The following is a 16,048-nucleotide window of genomic DNA, read 5'->3' as shown; positions in this document are numbered from 1 at the left end:
TCAGGACAATGCCCGAGAGCACGTCAGTTATTCAGCAAGTCAGACCCGCCCGGAGCCGCAACTCCATCTTCATTGTTATTCAGACAGTCCCGGACCCGACACGGGACAAACCGTAAGGTCCGTTCCAGGATTCGTGTTACTCGAGGTCGGCGATGGTTCGTCCGGTGCGGTCTGGTGTGAGGACGGAGAAGAGGACGCCTGCGACGGGGCCGATGATGCCGAGTGCGAGGGCGAACGGGACAGTGCCTGTGAGGGTGAGTGCGAAGAGCGGGAAGACTCCGGCGCCGAGGCCGCGTCCTACGTAATAGCTGGCGCTGGAGCCGGTGGAGCGGATGCGGGTGGGGAAGAATTCGGACATCCAGACACCGAGGACGCCGAATCCTCCGGCCCCTCCGGCGCACATCATGAGTGCCCAGAACGCGGGTGCTGTCCAGAACGCGCCGGTGATGTGAGCGTGCCCGGAGGTGAGCAAGGACACGAACCAGGCAAAGCCGGCGGTTCCGAAGACGCAGGCTGCCGTGAATGCGTACTTGCGGCGGATGCGGTCGGAGATGAAGCCGGTGGTCGAGTAGGTGATGATCGTGGAGACGTAGCCGAGCAGCACGATCAGGCTCACGGTGTCCAGGGGCAGTTGCTGGGTCTTGAGCAGGTAGGTGGACAGGTAGGCGCCTACCGAGTTGGTGGTCAGGAACATCGCCGTTGAAAGGATCATGAACAGGACGGTCCCGTAGGCGAAGCGGGGGCGGAAGATGTCGATCACGGGGACTTTGGAGCGGCGCAGTTCCGGCGGGAGGGTGCCGTTCCTGCGGTGTTCCTGGTAGGCCAGCCATTGCTTGGATTCGGGCAGCAGCTTCAGCGACGCCGCCCCGATCACGAGGCTGATCAGGCCGATCGCGATGTAACCGGCCCGCCAGCCCAGGTCATGGCCCAGGGTGGACAGGAACAAGTAGATGAGGCCTGCGGTGAGGATTTCGCCGACGAAGTACATGGACTGGATGATGCCGCCCATGGTGCCCCGTTTTTTGGTCTGCCAGCATTCGGTGAACATCGAGAATGAAAGCCCGAAGAGGCCGCCCATGCCGACGCCGGCGAGCACCCGGGTCAGGAGGAAGATTTCGTAGTTTGTGGCCAGACCGCCGAGGGCGGCCGCGACACCGAATGCGAGGACGGAGATGGCGAAGGTGCGGCGCCGGCCCAGGGTGTCTCCGAGGGTGCCGAACACGAACCCGCCCAGGATGGAAGCGAAGCCCTGCACCGTCGCGACCGTGATCAGGGCGATGGTGGAGACGTGCAGGCTGTCGGAGATATACGCGAGCGGGAAACCGATCAGGTTCAGCTCGGCGCCGTCGAACAGGGTTCCCAGCAGTGCGAAGGCCAGGATGAACCGGATCTCCCTGCGGGTGTAGAACGTGGACGTGCCGCCCGAGGGTGCGGCACCTGATGCGGAGGCCGCCTGTGCCGGGTGGTCCTTGAGGGCGGGGGCGGTCTTGTTCAGCTCGCGCATTTGCGAGTCCTCCTTCTCCAGCTGCGGTGCTGGGGGTCGTCGTTGACCAAGATTGGAGAGAGTAAAACTTGGGGGGAAGGATGGCGGGCGGGTGGCCCGCCATCCTTGGGATCGGCGAGGATCAGGCGGGAACGGTGACGCTGCCCAGGTTGGCGGACTTCAGTGCCAGCGCGATTTCGTGGCCGGCGCCTTCGGCCAGGGGAAGCAGCGGCGGCCGGACGGTGGCGTGCTCGAGGATGCCTCGGGCGACGAGTCCTTCCTTGAGGGCGACGGTGCCTTCCATGTGGGAGCCGCGGTGGTAGACGTTCTTGGTCACCGGCAGGAGGCGGTCGTGGATGGCGCGCGCCGCTGCGTAGTCCTTTGCCTTGCCGGCTGCGATCAGCTCCACGAGCGGTTCGGGGGCGAGTCCGCCGTAGCCGACTAGTGCGCCGTCGACGTCGAACATGGTGTGCAGCAGGTATTCGTCATGGCAGGTCAGGATCTGCAGCTCTGGGTAGGTGGCGCGAAGAACGGGGATTTCGGTGTCCCAGCGCTTCATGTTCCGTACGCCGTTCTTGGTGGCGAACACTCCTTCCTGGCCGGCTATCTCCAACTGGGTTTCCAGGTCGTAGGTGGCCTTGGTGGCGTCCGGGTACTGGAAGAGAATGAGCGGCAGCCCGGACGTTTCGTAGATTTCCTTGTAGCGGGTCTGCGGTGCGCCCTTCTGGTATCCGAAGCGCAGCCAGCCGTGGGAGGGGTAGACGAGGCCGGCAGATGCGCCGGCCTCGACCGCGCGCTTGGCCTCCAGGGCGGCAACCATGTTGCCCTCCCCCGTGATGCCGGCGATGATCGGGACTTCGCCATTGACGGCGTTCTTGAATTCCCGGATGACAAGCGCCTGCTCCTCCTGGGTCAGGAAAGTCCCTTCGCCGGCGTGGCCGAGGACCACCAGGCCTTTGACGCCCTCGACGCCGGCCAGCCAGCCACCCAGGCGGTGGATCGCGTCGACGTCGACGCTGCCGTCCCGGTTGAACGGCGTTACAGGTGCGGGAACGAGCCCGCGAAGATCGATGGTCATGAGAGCTTCCTCTGTTTTCTTGATCGTAGTCCCGCTAGAATGTGAGAACGTTTGCGGGAACGTTTTCATTCTGCGGCGTGGTCCAGCTCACTGTCAACACCCTGGTTCTCGATCGGAGGAAATAGAGTGTGTCCTAGGACAATTTCGGACAGGAGTATTCACATGGAACCGGCTGCACCAGGCGCAAGCGTCACGTTGCGGGATGTTGCCGCGGCCAGTGGCGTGAGTCTTTCCACTGCCAGCCGTGCCCTCGATGAACGCGGCTCCGCCCCACGCTCGGTCGCCGCCCAGCACGTCCGGAAGATTGCCGAGGAACTCGGCTACCGCCGGAACTCCTTCGCATCAAGCCTGCGCCGGGGAGAAACCCGGACGCTGGGGGTGCTCGTGCCGCGCCTGAGCGACACCGTGATGGCGCTGATGTTCGAGGAACTGGAGCGCTCGGCGTCTGACCGTGGCTACTTTGCCATGGTAGCCACCAGCGGCGATAACCCCGAAGACGAACGCCGCGCCGCCGAAACCCTGCTGGACCGCAACGTCGACGGACTGATCCTGGCAACAGCCCGGCTCGACGACGACTTGCCCCGCCTGCTGCGCAAACGCGGCGTGACGCACGCCCTGGTGCTACGCACCGACGGCATAAGCCCCTCCGCCGTCGGAGACGACGAAGTAGGCGGATACCTCGCCGCCCGGCACCTCCTCGACCTCGGGCACCGCGACATTGCGGTAGTGACCGGCCCCTCCTTCACATCCAGCGGCGTAGGCCGCCTCGCAGGCGCACGCCGCGCATTCGACGAAGCCGGCATCAACCCGCCCAAGGAATGGCTGATCGCTGCCGGCTACGGCATTGAAAACGGATTCGCGGCCGGAGAATCGCTGCTAGCTGAAGGATCCGGGAAACGCCCGACGGCGGTGTTCGCTGCCAACGACAACATAGCGCTCGGCATCATCGCCGCAGCACACAAGCACGGGATCACCGTCGGGCAGGACCTGGCACTCGTCGGATACAACGACACCCCCCTATCGGCCAGGCTCTCCACCCCCTTGACATCAGTCCGGGTCCCCCTCGCCCAAATCGCCAGCACCGCCATCGATCTCATCATCAACCCCGGCAAGGAACCACACATCCGCAAATCCATGCCCACCCTCATCCCCAGGGAATCCAGCGGCGCGCCAAGGCGCACATGAGTAAAAATTCAACAAGACCTGGGCAGTCGCATCCCAGTTCAGGCTGAGTCATGATTCCAACCCAGATGGAGCTCTGAAGCTTCATCTAGGTGATGGGTCCGAGAAGTCAGCTATCCATGGGGCATTGTTGCAGCCTCATGCGCGACGGAGAGGGGCGGTTGCAAGCGCGCCGAATTTTCTCTGCTCTGCACACCCCACTCCGCCACTGGCAGGCCAAGCCGACATATAGGTGTATCCGCCCGTTAACGGGTCAATTAGCCTCCGGGTGCCCGCGAACCAGGTGCCGGCCAACCAATCGTGACTTGGGGGTGGCCTTGGCATTGGCGGTGTTGTGAAACCCATTCTCGAAATCGAAGAACAGTGCCAGCGAAATGACCAACACGACCATCAAGCTGAGATCCAGGTGGAACCAATCTGAAGAACGCCCTCGCGAAAGTTGTTTCGCGCGGATTGTCGACGTGATAAGTCGACGTGATGACTGGAGGTCCTCCGGGGCCCGCAACGGTCTGGTCACGAAGGACCGGATGTCACCCGCTCATACGTTAGTGACCACGGATCCCTCCCCCGCGAGGTCTCTCTCCACCCGTCCCTGCCCAGATCACGCTGCAGTTCTTCCAGTGCAGCCGTCATCCCCGGAGCCCATTGTTCTTGGGGTGAGATCGGGCCGACCGACCCTGCAACGGGAAAGGTAGAGCTCCTGTAGCGGATCTTCCCGTCGACCTGGCCCACAAAACGCTGTTGGATGCTCCCGTACTGGGATCCGAGGATTGTCAGGATCCTGGCCCACCATGAGGTATCTCCCACATCTTCCAAAGCCACGGTAAGGGTTTCTGCAGGTGGGGTCATCCAGCAATGGTTACTCCGGGACTGCACGATGTAAAGACTTGCCGCCAAAGCGGTCCCAACCAAGTAAAGTGCTCGCTCTTCGTCTTCACCGGTTTCCCTGACGTGCACTACTTGAGGCTGAGCACGTCGTCGATCGGGCGACCGTTGACGAAAACTCGGGCGTTCGTGGCCCCGGATGCGGCCATGGCGGTGAACTCCAGCTGGGCCTTAGCGCGCGGGATGTCGCACACGCCCGACAGCATGAACTGCCCGGAGAGGTAGATCGTGATCGTGCTGCCGTCCAACTCACCCCCGAGGTAGGTGAGGTTCGATTGATATAGGACGTTCACGAGCCCGGACAGGCCGACGGCGCGGTTCTTGTTCGCGAGCAAGGTCCTGATGCTGGGGCCTACCTGGTCCGTGAAGCGGACCGGGGCCGTGGTCGTCGCGACGAGGCTGTCGCCACAGCCGGTAATCGGCCCGGAAGTGCCGTTGTCGCCGATCGCGACGTAGTAGACCGTCAGCGGGGCGACCTGCTGCGGGAGCCCCGCGGGGGTAGTCTCCCCTGTCGCTGCCGGGCTCGTGGGGGCGGGCGACGGCGCGGCGGTGGCCGGCGGAATCGGTTCTATCGACGGGCTGATCGGCGCGGACGGGTTCGCCGTCGCGCTCGGAGTGGCGACTGGGGTTGCTGTAGCGCTCAGGGTAGAAGAGCCACTCGTGGGCGCCGGGGCGGGAGGGCCGAAACAGCCTGAGAGCGCGAAGAGGGCACAAACCCCCAGAATGCTGAACGCCGAAAGCCTGCATCCGGTCATGGTGCCCCCTTGGGTGTGGGCCACGGATTACCAGGACCCCACTTGCAAAGTACGCCGGAACCGCCCTCCCCAACAGGGGCTTAAGTCCGACGCCGACCCCGGGTCCTTACCGTGGGCGTGACCCGGTTTCCGTCCCGTCGTTTGTTCCTGTTCATCGGATAGCGTCCTCGACGCGCAGGACCGGGTGGCCGTTGACGTCCTGGAGCGGGAAGTAGACCCTGTGGGTTGCCTGGTCCACGGCGACCGTGTGCGCGTTATCGGCGAGCGTCCCGGAGGCCTTCAGAACCAGGGCACGGGCTTGTTCGTCGAAGACCGTGACCACTCCGCTTTCGGAAGGGACGTAGAGGCGGTGCAGGCCCTGATCGAATGCCGGCACGTCCGGGCTCGGGCCGGCGTCGAAGCTGGCGGTGATCTGTTTGCTATGAAGGTCGACCAGGAGGAGCTTGGCATCGTCTTCCCAGGCGATGAACGCAAGCTTTTCCGCGCCGTCGACGTAAAGGCCTGATTACTCACGCAGTCCCCAAGCTGGATCGGGGTAGTTACCAAGTCCGTGGAAGGATCGATGCCCAGCAGCTCACCGCGGCTCTGAACGTTGACCAGGATGGTCCCGCTGACGGGATCGAACACGCTGTTGCCGGCCTCTCCTCCGATCTCGATCGGTCCCTTCGCCCGGCCGGTGGCCGGCTGTCGCGGCCCTCGCGGTCCTGCACCCCGGTCCCGGTCCGATCGCTGTCTCCGTGCCGATCAGAGGATGATGACGTTGGCGATGAATGCGACCAGCCCCCGGCCAATCTCGGAAGGGCACTGTGCCCCGGGTTACGGTCGAGGGAGGCAACAACGGCCGTCGGCAGGGTGCCGGCGATCAGGCACAGCGCGTCCCCGACGCTGACTGCGGGCATGAAGTCCTCGTTCAGGAGAAGGATGTTGGCCGCCACCCGCCAGGCGGCGACGGCCACCAGGCTGCCCGCTGCGGCCGCGCCAAGATCCGGAACCGGCCAGCGTGCAAACCGGCAGGCAAGGGCCACCGCCGCCGATGTCCCTGGTCCAAACGCGACGCGTCAATGGAAGCTCCAGATCACCCTCCAGCGCCTCCCAACAGCAAGACTGACGACGTCTTGCCCGGGCGGCGAACGCCGGCTCCGCCCACAGGCCAAAGTGGCCCATCTCGAGACGGCCATGCCCATTTGCCTTACCAAGGATGCTTCGAAGCCGGACTGCGGAGCAATGCCGGGTGGCCGGCACCCGGGACGTCGAGCTTATAGGACTTTTGGTTCTTCTTCGGGGCCTGTCCGGCATGTGAGTATGGGCTCATGGGCTACCTGCGTGTCCGGATTGAGTTATTGCTCTTCGTTGCCTCCACCTTCCTCTTGGTGGGTGGTGGCGCGGTGTGGCTGCTGGGCTGGTATTCGGTGGCGGGGATTCTCTGGGCAGTGGGGACGATTCTCGGTCTGGTGTTCGCCATCGTCTGGGTGGCAGGTGCGCTTCGGCACCGGCAGGCCAGCGTGGACGTCATCGCGGTCCTGGCTCTGGGGGGCGCCCTGTGGGTCAACGAGCCATTCGCCGGCGCAATGATCACGGTCATGCTCGCAACGGGCCGGCTCCTGGAGGCACGGGCCCAGGCCCGCGCCCGGCGGGAGCTGAGCCTGCTCGTGGAGCGCGCCCCACGCACTGCGCGACGCAGGGTCGAAGGCGGCGTGGAGACGGTTCCCGTGGAAGCACTCGCCGTGGGCGATCTGCTTGTCGTTGGCACGGGCGAAGTCCTTGCCGTGGATGGACGACTCCTCTCGGCCGGGACCCTGGATGAGTCCGCGCTTACGGGAGAATCACTGCCCGTGGAACGACTCGTGGGCGATGATGTTCGCAGCGGCGTGGTAAACGCCGGCGCGCCTCTCGACCTGATCGCGACCGCAGCCGCGGCGGACTCGACCTACGCCGGTGTCGTCCGGCTGGTGGAGCAGGCTCAGGCGGCCTCAGCTCCGTTCGTGCGCACCGCAGACCGGTTCGCTGTCTTCTTCGTCCCGCTGACCCTGGTTTTGGCAGGGGCGGCCTGGGCGCTCAGCACCGACCCGGTGCGGGCAGTGGCGGTCCTTGTCGTCGCGACGCCTTGCCCGCTTCTGCTGGCCGCCCCGATCGCGATCATGTCCGGACTCTCCCGCGCCGCGAGCATCGGCGTCGTGATCAAAGGCGGCGGTGCACTTGAACGGCTTGCCGCCGGCCGGGTAGCCCTCTTTGACAAAACCGGCACACTGACCCGGGGGCAGCCCACCCTGGCTGACACGATCACGGCCGACGACACCGCCGATGCCGACGAGCTCCTGCGGCTGGCAGCCTCCCTGGACCAGGTCTCACCCCATGTCCTGGCCAGTTCGATCGTGACCGCGGCCACCCGCCGGAACCTTGAACTTGAGATGCCCGAAAACGTCCGCGAGGAACACGGCTATGGACTTCAGGGAAAAGTCGGAGCCCATGAGGTCAGGCTTGGCAAGGCCGCGTGGATCACCCCAGGGTCGGAACCGGGCTGGGTGCGTCAGGTGCGTCGGCGGGCTGATCTCGACGGATCACTGACGGTGTTCATCGCGGTCGACGGACAGGCCTCCGGCGCGTTCCTGCTGGAGGACCCCGTCAGGCCCGACGCCCCGCGGATGATCCGGGCACTGCGCAACGCGGGCATCCGCAGGATCATCCTCGTCACAGGCGACCGGGAGGACATTGCGCGCACGGTAGGCAGGATCGTCGGGGTCGATTCCGTCCGGGCCGACTGCGACCCGGGCGAGAAACTGGACGTGATCACCACTGAATCCGCCGCCGCGGCCACGATCATGGTCGGCGACGGCGTGAACGACGCCCCGGCCCTGGCCGCCGCCGGAGTGGGCGTAGCCCTGGCAGCACGCGGCGCCACCGCCTCGTCCGAAGCTGCCGACGTCGTACTGACCGTGGACCGCATAGACGCACTTGCAGACGCCATCCTCATCGCCGGCCGGTCCATGGGAATCGGCCACCAGGCCGTACTCATCGGCATGGGATTGTCGCTGGCCGCCATGGTCGCAGCCGCCTGCGGCTTCCTCGCGCCGGCGGCCGGAGCCGTCCTGCAGGAGATCATCGATGTCCTGGCCATAGGCATCGCCCTTCGCGCGGTCATCCCGGGCAAATCCCACACCATCAACATGGTGCCAGCCGACATCGCCACCGCACAGCAGCTCAAATCCCAGCACGAGGCCATGAGCGCCGTCGTCGAACAGATCCGCGCCGTCGCAGACACCCTCACAACCCGGGACCACAACCTGGCCCCGGCACGGGCCCTGCTCCACCGCCTCGAAACAGAACTGCTCCCCCACGAACGCGCCGACGAGGAACTCCTCGTTCCGTTGGTCGCCCGCGCCCTCGGCGGGACGAACGCGACAGCCGACATGAGCCGCACCCACGCCGAAATCGAACACCTCATCAGCCGGCTCCACCGACTGTTGAACGGATTCGAAAACGACGCCCGGCCCGAAGACATCATCGAACTCCGCCGCCTGCTCTACGGCCTGTACGCCATCCTCAGACTGCACAACGCCCTCGAAGAGGAAGGCGCCTTCAGCCTCGTGCCCGATGACCGGCCCCGGACCAAGAACTCCGACACTCACCGCACCCGGCAGCCCGCGGCGGCCAAGGACCCCGACGAATGAACCATCATGCTCTTCGGAACCAGGACGGCGTAGACGGGACGACCCAGCCAGGCCGCTCAACAACTTCAGACGGATACCCGGAACCCCCGGGCGCCACAAACTACGCTCAGAGGAAATGCAACCGCTCCGGGCGCCCGAACGTGAACACCAGACAAGGGAGAAGCCATGCAGGAGTCCAAGACCATCGTGGTCGGCTATGACGGATCGTCTCAAGCGGCACAAGCTGTCCGCTGGGCGGCCGGGCAAGCAGCCCTGCGCAACCTTCCCCTCCAGCTGGTGCACTGCTCACTGTGGCCCCTGCTGACCCACGACCTCGCACCGGTCCCCGGGGTGGCAGACAGCGGTCTCGGCCACTCCGCGCAAGCCATCCTCGAAGAGGGCCTGGCACACGCGAAGCATGCCGCACCCGGCGTGGAAGTCCAAACGTCACTCGTCTACGGGTACCCCAGCGTACATCTGTTCGACATTTCCGCAGGTGAAGAAATGCTCGTCGTCGGAAGCCGCGGCCTCGGCGGGTTCATGGGACTGCTCGTGGGATCCGTCAGTCTGGAATTGGCAGCCACTGCCGACTGTCCCGTCGCGGTGATCCGATCCGACGAATACCCGGACGGGCCCGTCCTTGTCGCCATAGACGGCTCAGGCTCCGCGGCAGCACTCGAAGATGCCTGCACACTGGCCAGCGTGACAGGAGCGGACCTCAAGGTCGTTCACGTTGAGCATGCCCCGGCCGGCTACAGAATGCTTCGAGATCCCGTGGACTCTTACCCGACAGGAGAAGCTCTTCTGGACGCAGCCATCAGTACTGCCCGAGGCCTGGCCCCCGGGGTAATCGTCGAAAGACAACTGCTCACCGATACCTCGATCCCCCGGGCCATCCTCGACGCATCCCAAGACGCCCGCATCACCGTCGTGGGAACCAAAGGCCACGGACTCATAAGAGGCACCATCGGTTCCACCGCCCATGCAGTCCTTCACCACGCCAAAGGTCCCATCCTCATCTCCCGGCGAAGCAGCGCAGGGCACGACGCCCGCGAGAAGCCATAAGAAGTCCTGGAGGACTAAAGACTCTGCCGCTTCCGCCGTCGTGGGGCCCAGCATGATCCAAACAGAACATCAGCCGCCAGCGGCGCGCGGCGGCAGTGGCAGAACGTGCGGCTGCGGAACCGAAGGCGGCCTGGATCGAAGGGGCGGTAGCAACTGTGGCATCGGCAACTTCAGACACCGGCCGACGCCGGGTGGTCGGGATCGTGGTCGCCCTTGCCGTAGTGGCTGTCGCCATTGGAATCGGTCTGCTGACCGCACAGCGCGGCAGGCCGCCGTCGTCGGCCCAGCCACCGGTAACCTCCTTAGTGCCAATGACAAGTTCCCCCACTCCGTCAGGGTCCCGCGCCACCTTGCCACCGTTGCCGTCGCCGACGCCCTCCGTCCTCCCGACTGAGACGGAGACCACGGAGGCCGGCCAGACTCCGGTCGAACCGCCGGTGACCGTACCCCCTGACACCGTTCCGGCACAGCCCGGGACCACCGTCCCGGCGCCCCCGGCCCCGTTCCCGCCGTCACTGCGCGGCCAGGACCTGACCCTCATTCCTGACGCTGCCCGTGTAGTGGCCCTGACATTTGACGCGGGCGCCAACGCAGCCGGCCTTCCCAAAATCCTGTCAGCACTGGCCGCCAAAGGCGTGCCCGGCACTTTCTTCCTCACCGGGAACTGGGCGGAGACGAATCCCGCAGGGGTCGGGCAGATTGTCGCAGCCGGGCACCAGGTGGGGAACCACTCCATGACCCACCCCGCGTTCACCAGCCTCTCTGACGCACTAATCGCTCAGCAGGTCCGCGGGGCCGAACAAGCCATTTCAGCCGCAGGTGCGGATCCGCGCCCGTTCTTCCGTTTCCCGTACGGCGAAAGGGATACCCGGACAATCGCTGCCGTCAACGACCTGGGCTACGTCGCCGTCCGTTGGACCGTGGACACCCTGGGGTGGAAAGGAACGAGTGGCGGCATCAGCACCCAAATGGTCACGGACCGCACCCTCACCGCCCTCACGCCAGGTGAAATCGTCCTGATGCACATCGGCTCCAACCCCGACGACGGCAGCACCCTGGACGCCGACGCCCTGCCGCAAATCATCGACCGGATCACTGCCGCCGGCTATGGCTTCGTCACCCTCGACCGGCTCCTGGGCAGATAGGGCATGAGAAGAGCTTCACTACTCACCCTGCTCGGATTTGTGGCCCATTCTTCCCATACCTAATCCCGGGGCTCATGCTCTCGCTCATTGTCGGTAGCACCCACCCGGCCGGCTTCACCCTGCTCATAAGGCCGAAAGACACCTGCACACGGACTGCTTGTGCGCCATACTGACGGCATGAACGCTGCGGCGGGAAAGCCGGACCGGGTCCTCCTGGTGATTGTGTCAGCAATTGCACTGTTGGTCGTCGTCGCCCTGGCAGTCGTCTCCACCCGGGGTGGACCACCGGTGCTTGATGAATCCACACCGCAGGGGGTCGTCCAGCGATACAGCACGGCGGTCATTGAAGGGGACACGGCCACAGCCAGTACCTACCTCACCTCGGCGGCCAGTTCGTTATGCCGCAGCACCCGGGAAAGCGGTCCGCTGCCTTCCCGGGTAGTGCTGATCTCGACCACCGAGCGGGGCACCACGGCACTGGTAAGAGTCTCTATTGTCAGTTCAGGCTCGGATGGCCCGTTCGGGCCATCCGAGTACGAGACGCAGGACCGCTTCTCCCTCGTTACGATCAATGGCAAATGGCTGGTCGACCAGGCCCCGTACCCGCTCCTGTTCTGCGTCGGATCGTCGGTGAAGCAATGAATGCAAGGGTCTCGACGAAAGTTTCCACTGCGGGTTCGGCCCAGCTCACCCTCCGCCGCCTGATCCTCTACGCCCTGTTGATTGCCCTCGTGGTGATCGGGGCTGTCGGGCTCAGCGGCCTTGTGGAACGCTTGCTGAGCACCGGTGCGGTGGTGGCGTCCAACGATGTGGCCGGACTTGCCCGCTCCCTCGCCTTCACGTTGATCGGCGGCCCGCTCGCGGCGATCCTGTGGTGGGTGGTCTGGAAGAGGCTCGACGACCCGATGGAACGTGCTTCAGCGGGGTGGAGCCTGTACCTGGCCGGCGTCTACGCGGTCTCCCTCATCGCCTCCGTAACCGCTTTCCTGGGGATGGCGGCGTCCTTCATCGGTGCACGGGAGCCCCAGTGGTCATCGCCCTTGTCCATAGGGATTGCCTGGGCCGGCATCTGGATCTGGCACCACTGGATGTGGCGGCACCCCATCAAGCATCCCGCCAATCTGAACGACGTCCCGGCGGTCATCGGTTCGGTGTTCGGATTGTTAGTGGGAGCCGTTGCCGCCATCTCGGCGCTGGGCGGCTTACTGGATGTCGCAATCCTCGGCTACACCAGCCTGACTCCAGGGGTGGAAACCTGGTGGCAGCCCATACTCCGGGCCTTGGTCTGGGCCATAGGCGGAAGCACTGTCTGGTGGTGGCACTGGTTCCGGGGCGGCGGACGCAAACTTCGGACCGCCCTGGTGGACGTGGCCCTGATTGGCGTCGGGATCTTCGCGGCGGGCATCACTGCGCTCGCCGGGGCAAGCGTCGTGGGTTTTGTGCTCCTGAGGATGGCCTTCGACCGGGAGGGCCCGATGAGTGAGCTGCTCGGTCCACTCGGCACTGCGATCGCCGCAGCCGCCGTCGGCGCTTTGGTGTGGCGCTATCACCGAGTCAGCGGGGCCCACCGTTCTGTTGCCACCCGGCGCGCGAGCCGGCTGGTGACATCCGGGGTTGCCTTGGCGGCCGCTGCCTCCGGCCTTGGCGTGATCATCAACGCAACGTTTGCCATCGCGGTTTCGCCACTCGCGGGCGGCGGCACGCGCACCCTCCTGCTGGGCGGGATCAGTTCCCTCGTCGTGGGAGGTCCGATCTGGTGGCAGGCCTGGAAGCCGGGACGGCAGCCGCAAACCGCGGACACCCTTCCGCAAGCCAGACGTGTCTACCTCATAGTGTTCTTCGGGATCAGCGCTGTGGTGGCCCTGATCGCCCTCCTCGTGATCGGATACCGGATCTTCGAGTACCTCCTGGGCGATGTCACCGGGGGCAGCCTCCTGGACCGCACCCGTGCGCCGCTCGGCCTCCTGGTGGCAGCCGGCCTCGTTTCCGCCTATCACTTTGCGTTGTGGCGGCGCGAACACGCCCTCCTGGCGGTCGCACCCCCCGTCCAGGGACACACGGGCCGACAAGTGACGTTGGTGACCGCCTCCCATCCTGACCGGCTGTCCCAGGCGATCACCGACGCCACCGGCGCTAAGGTCACCGTATGGAGAAGGGCCCAGCCGGGACCCGAGGCTCCGCCTGCGGAAGGCATCCCGCCTGGGGAACCTGAGTTGGTCGGGCGGGTACTTAACGCACTGGCCGGTGTCGCCGCCAAGAACATCCTGCTGGTGATCGGTCCACCTGCCGCCCAGGGCGCCCGAATCGATGTCATTCCCCTCGTTCAGCAGGAAGATCGCAATAATGCCCCCGTTTCAGAAAGGTGAGTGCCATGGGTGGAGTAGTACATTTCGAAATCCCTGCGGACGACGAAGGACGTGCAAGGGACTTCTACAGATCGGTGTTCGGCTGGAGCTTCCAGGTGCTTCCGGAGATGGAATATAGCCTGGCCAAGACAACCCCTTTGGACAGCCAAGGGCGGCCAGCGGAGACGGGGTCAATCAACGGGGGAATCTTCCGCCGCGGAGACCTCCTACAGGCACCCGTGGTCACCATCGCTGTCGACGACATTGATGGTGTGTTGGAGCAGATAGGACGACTTGGCGGTGAAACTGTTCGGCGCAGGATGGAGGTTCCCGGTTCCGGCTGGAATGCGTACTTCCGTGACAGCGAAGGTAACGTGATCGGGCTCTGGCAGAACGCGGTAACGCCCGCACAGGGAGCATCGGCGGATACCGTAACACCGGAGGCAACGCTGATCCACTGCTCCGAGCAGCCAACCGCCGTCCTGCGCGAAAAGGTCGCCATGAACGCCCTTCCGGAGTTCTTCAGCCGCGCCTTCGCCGCCGTAGCCGCCGAAACCCGGCGGCAAAACGTCCAACTGGCCGGACCTCCCTTTGCCCTCTACCTCGGAATGCCCGCCGAGACGGTCGACGTCGAAGCCGGCTTCCCGATTACGGACACCCTTGCGGACGCCGGGACAGTAGTTGCCAGCATGCTTCCCGAGACTGAGGCCTACGAGGCTATGCACACCGGACCCTACGACACCCTGGAGAGCACCTACACCGTCGTCCAGGACCAGATAAAGTCAGCGGGAAAGCGCCCCTCGGACACGATGTGGGAATACTATCTGAACGGACCGCCAACCGAGCGTGATCCGCAGAAATGGCAAACGAGGGTCGTGTGGCCGGCCGCCTGATATTCAGGAGTCAGGGCTTCTTCTCTTGCTAGCGTTTTCAATGTTGTTTGGCGGCGCGCCATCCCTCGTTGTCACACCTCCTGACGTCGTTCTGGAAGAACGGGGCGGCCGTCCTGGAGCACCACACTGGCCCCGGCCATTAATACCGCGCAGGAACGTTTCGGGCCACCGTATCCACAAGCGGACGTTCCAGCTGCGGCCCACGCTCGGCAAGTAGCTCCAACGCGGCGATCAACTGCTCATCCCTGACCTGCCCAAACACGTGCCCAAAGTGGGACTCGAACCGTCTTCCAGCCCCCGAGAACACTGGGAAGTCCTGAAAACATAGGCAGTCCGGGCAAGTCGGGGGCTGTACGAGGAAGTCCGAGACGAAAAGTGTGGACATTGTCCACACCCCGCTTTTCGAGAGGGGTGAAGGACTACCGGGGCAGCAGCTGCCCAGAAATCTGGGCGGCAGAGTCCAGCAAGTCGATAGTGCCCGCGGCGACTCCGACGACGAGGTCGAAGCCTTCATCCGTGGTGAAGCCATGCCGGTAACCGTTAATCCAAAGCAACAGCACCATGAGCGTCCACGCCGTCCGTTTGTTCCCATCAATGAGTGGACGGAACCGGGCGACCGACTCCAACAAAGCGGCCGCCTTCACCGCCAGTTCCGGATAAGCCTCCGCGCCCATGACGGTTGTAGCCGGCCTGGCCAATGCCGAGGCCAACAAGCCGACATCACGGACATGGAAGCCGTACCGATCGACTACTTGGAGGGCATCCTCAATGTCCAGATACGCTGTCACGCGTCCTCAAGGCGCTTCAGCAACTCAGCGTCATGACTCATAACAAAATCGAGGCCCTGGCTGATTTCGCGTCGGCGCGCATGACGCTGCAGAACCAACTCTGCCCCCTGCAACAGAAGCGCAGACTTCGACGTGTGTTCCTCGGCAGCCAACTTCTCCAGCCGTCGATCGAGGTCTTCAGGGACACGGAGATTCATAGCCATGCCCATATGGTACCAAAACGGTACCCGCTTCGACTGGACTGCAAGCGCCTTCGATTCGAGTCCCGAGCTCAAGGGGCCGGGGCACCGGCATATCCTCTTTCAGTCGGCCAGGCGCCTTAATCCGAAGAGTTTTGCCAGCTTTACGGAACATCGGTTGTCGGCGAATTTGGTCCCCGGGGGGAGGCTCGAAGGAAGGATGCGCCTAGCATTGCGACTGGGCCTTCCTCTCACCTGCCAGGGCGTGACAGCGTTATCCCCGCGCAGTACGGGCGTTTACCCGCAGTCGCCGGCGGCGGCGCCATTACCCTTGGAGGCGTGGTGCCTCCAGGGGTAGCCCCACGGCTGCCCTCCGGCGCCATGATGGCACTATGACTGATTCCCAACGGAAGCTCTCCGCCGCCGAGCTCGCCGAGGCTGGGCTCACCGGCTGGCGTCTGACCGGCGACGCCCTGACCGCCACCTTCAGGACCCGGAAGTTCTCCACCGGTCTGGAGCTCGAGGACTCATCTCGATCCCCAGCCTGGTCGGCGCCACGCTGCGTATCCCCTACACCTTCATGGTTCCGAGGTTCGGCGGCCG

The 16,048-nt window shown here is 64.7% G+C and carries 14 protein-coding genes and 1 pseudogene; 8 read left to right on the top strand and 7 right to left on the bottom strand.

The features are described 5' to 3' along the window. Positions 1-136: 136 nt before the first annotated feature. Together BMF89_RS00375 and BMF89_RS00370 are read right to left on the bottom strand one after the other, a co-directional pair. Positions 137-1,504: an MFS transporter gene (locus BMF89_RS00375; RefSeq protein ID WP_078105105.1), complete on the bottom strand. Its 1,368-nt coding sequence runs from the start codon at positions 1,502-1,504 to the stop codon at positions 137-139. Positions 1,505-1,625: 121 nt separating this feature from the next. Further along, the gene (locus tag BMF89_RS00370; protein ID WP_078105104.1) at positions 1,626-2,561 is read right to left on the bottom strand and encodes a dihydrodipicolinate synthase family protein; all 936 of its coding nucleotides are present in this window, start codon (positions 2,559-2,561) and stop codon (positions 1,626-1,628) included. 162 nt (positions 2,562-2,723) lie between these two features. Here BMF89_RS00370 and BMF89_RS00365 point away from each other — a divergent pair, with 162 nt between their 5' ends. Next, positions 2,724-3,746, top strand: a complete 1,023-nt coding sequence (locus BMF89_RS00365) for a LacI family DNA-binding transcriptional regulator (RefSeq protein WP_078105103.1) — start codon at positions 2,724-2,726, stop codon at positions 3,744-3,746. Between the two features lie 510 nt (positions 3,747-4,256). Here BMF89_RS00365 and BMF89_RS00355 read toward each other — a convergent pair. The 3 genes from BMF89_RS00355 to BMF89_RS21440 all read right to left on the bottom strand — a co-directional run bounded on the left by BMF89_RS00355 (position 4,257) and on the right by BMF89_RS21440 (position 5,759). Next, positions 4,257-4,592, bottom strand: a complete 336-nt coding sequence (locus tag BMF89_RS00355) for a hypothetical protein (RefSeq protein ID WP_078105101.1) — start codon at positions 4,590-4,592, stop codon at positions 4,257-4,259. 107 nt (positions 4,593-4,699) lie between these two features. Next, positions 4,700-5,383, bottom strand: coding sequence for a hypothetical protein (locus BMF89_RS22245; protein ID WP_253190630.1), 684 nt, complete (start codon positions 5,381-5,383; stop codon positions 4,700-4,702). A gap of 151 nt (positions 5,384-5,534) precedes the next feature. Continuing rightward, positions 5,535-5,759, bottom strand: coding sequence for a hypothetical protein (locus BMF89_RS21440; protein ID WP_139359482.1), 225 nt, complete (start codon positions 5,757-5,759; stop codon positions 5,535-5,537). Between the two features lie 934 nt (positions 5,760-6,693). On the opposite strand from BMF89_RS21440, the gene BMF89_RS00340 reads away from it, so the two are divergent. From BMF89_RS00340 to BMF89_RS22665, 6 genes are all read left to right on the top strand, one after another. Beyond that, complete coding sequence (locus tag BMF89_RS00340; RefSeq protein WP_078105099.1) at positions 6,694-9,051, top strand: heavy metal translocating P-type ATPase; 2,358 nt, start codon at positions 6,694-6,696, stop codon at positions 9,049-9,051. A gap of 165 nt (positions 9,052-9,216) precedes the next feature. Then, complete coding sequence (locus BMF89_RS00335) at positions 9,217-10,095, top strand: universal stress protein (protein WP_078105098.1); 879 nt, start codon at positions 9,217-9,219, stop codon at positions 10,093-10,095. Between the two features lie 155 nt (positions 10,096-10,250). Next, on the top strand, positions 10,251-11,240 hold the full coding sequence (locus tag BMF89_RS00330; protein ID WP_078105108.1) for a polysaccharide deacetylase family protein: 990 nt from the start codon (positions 10,251-10,253) through the stop codon (positions 11,238-11,240). A 177-nt stretch (positions 11,241-11,417) separates the two neighbouring features. Continuing rightward, entirely contained in the window at positions 11,418-11,882 is a 465-nt protein-coding gene (locus BMF89_RS00325) for a hypothetical protein (protein WP_078105097.1), read from the top strand. Beyond that, entirely contained in the window at positions 11,879-13,606 is a 1,728-nt protein-coding gene (locus tag BMF89_RS00320; RefSeq protein WP_078105096.1) for a DUF5671 domain-containing protein, read from the top strand. The genes BMF89_RS00325 and BMF89_RS00320 overlap by 4 nt, the downstream gene beginning before the upstream one ends. Positions 13,607-13,611: 5 nt before the next feature. After that, entirely contained in the window at positions 13,612-14,478 is an 867-nt protein-coding gene (locus BMF89_RS22665) for a GyrI-like domain-containing protein (protein ID WP_366214747.1), read from the top strand. 419 nt (positions 14,479-14,897) lie between these two features. On the opposite strand, the gene BMF89_RS00305 is transcribed toward BMF89_RS22665, so the two are convergent. Both BMF89_RS00305 and BMF89_RS00300 read right to left on the bottom strand, forming a co-directional pair. Beyond that, positions 14,898-15,266 (bottom strand): Fic family protein, encoded by a 369-nt coding sequence (locus tag BMF89_RS00305; protein WP_078105095.1) that lies wholly within the window; start codon positions 15,264-15,266, stop codon positions 14,898-14,900. Continuing rightward, on the bottom strand, positions 15,263-15,469 hold the full coding sequence (locus BMF89_RS00300) for a ribbon-helix-helix protein, CopG family (protein WP_235010569.1): 207 nt from the start codon (positions 15,467-15,469) through the stop codon (positions 15,263-15,265). Before BMF89_RS00300 ends, BMF89_RS00305 begins: the two co-directional genes overlap by 4 nt. A 368-nt stretch (positions 15,470-15,837) precedes the next feature. Between BMF89_RS00300 and BMF89_RS22115 the strand changes: the two are divergent. Next, a pseudogene (locus BMF89_RS22115) lies at positions 15,838-16,048 on the top strand (hypothetical protein); the annotation flags it as partial.

The organism is Arthrobacter sp. SRS-W-1-2016, from assembly GCF_002009585.1.
GTDB lineage: Bacteria > Actinomycetota > Actinomycetes > Actinomycetales > Micrococcaceae > Arthrobacter > Arthrobacter bambusae_A.
Note: the sequence above shows the minus strand (reverse complement) of the source record. Positions and strands in the feature narration are given on the sequence as shown.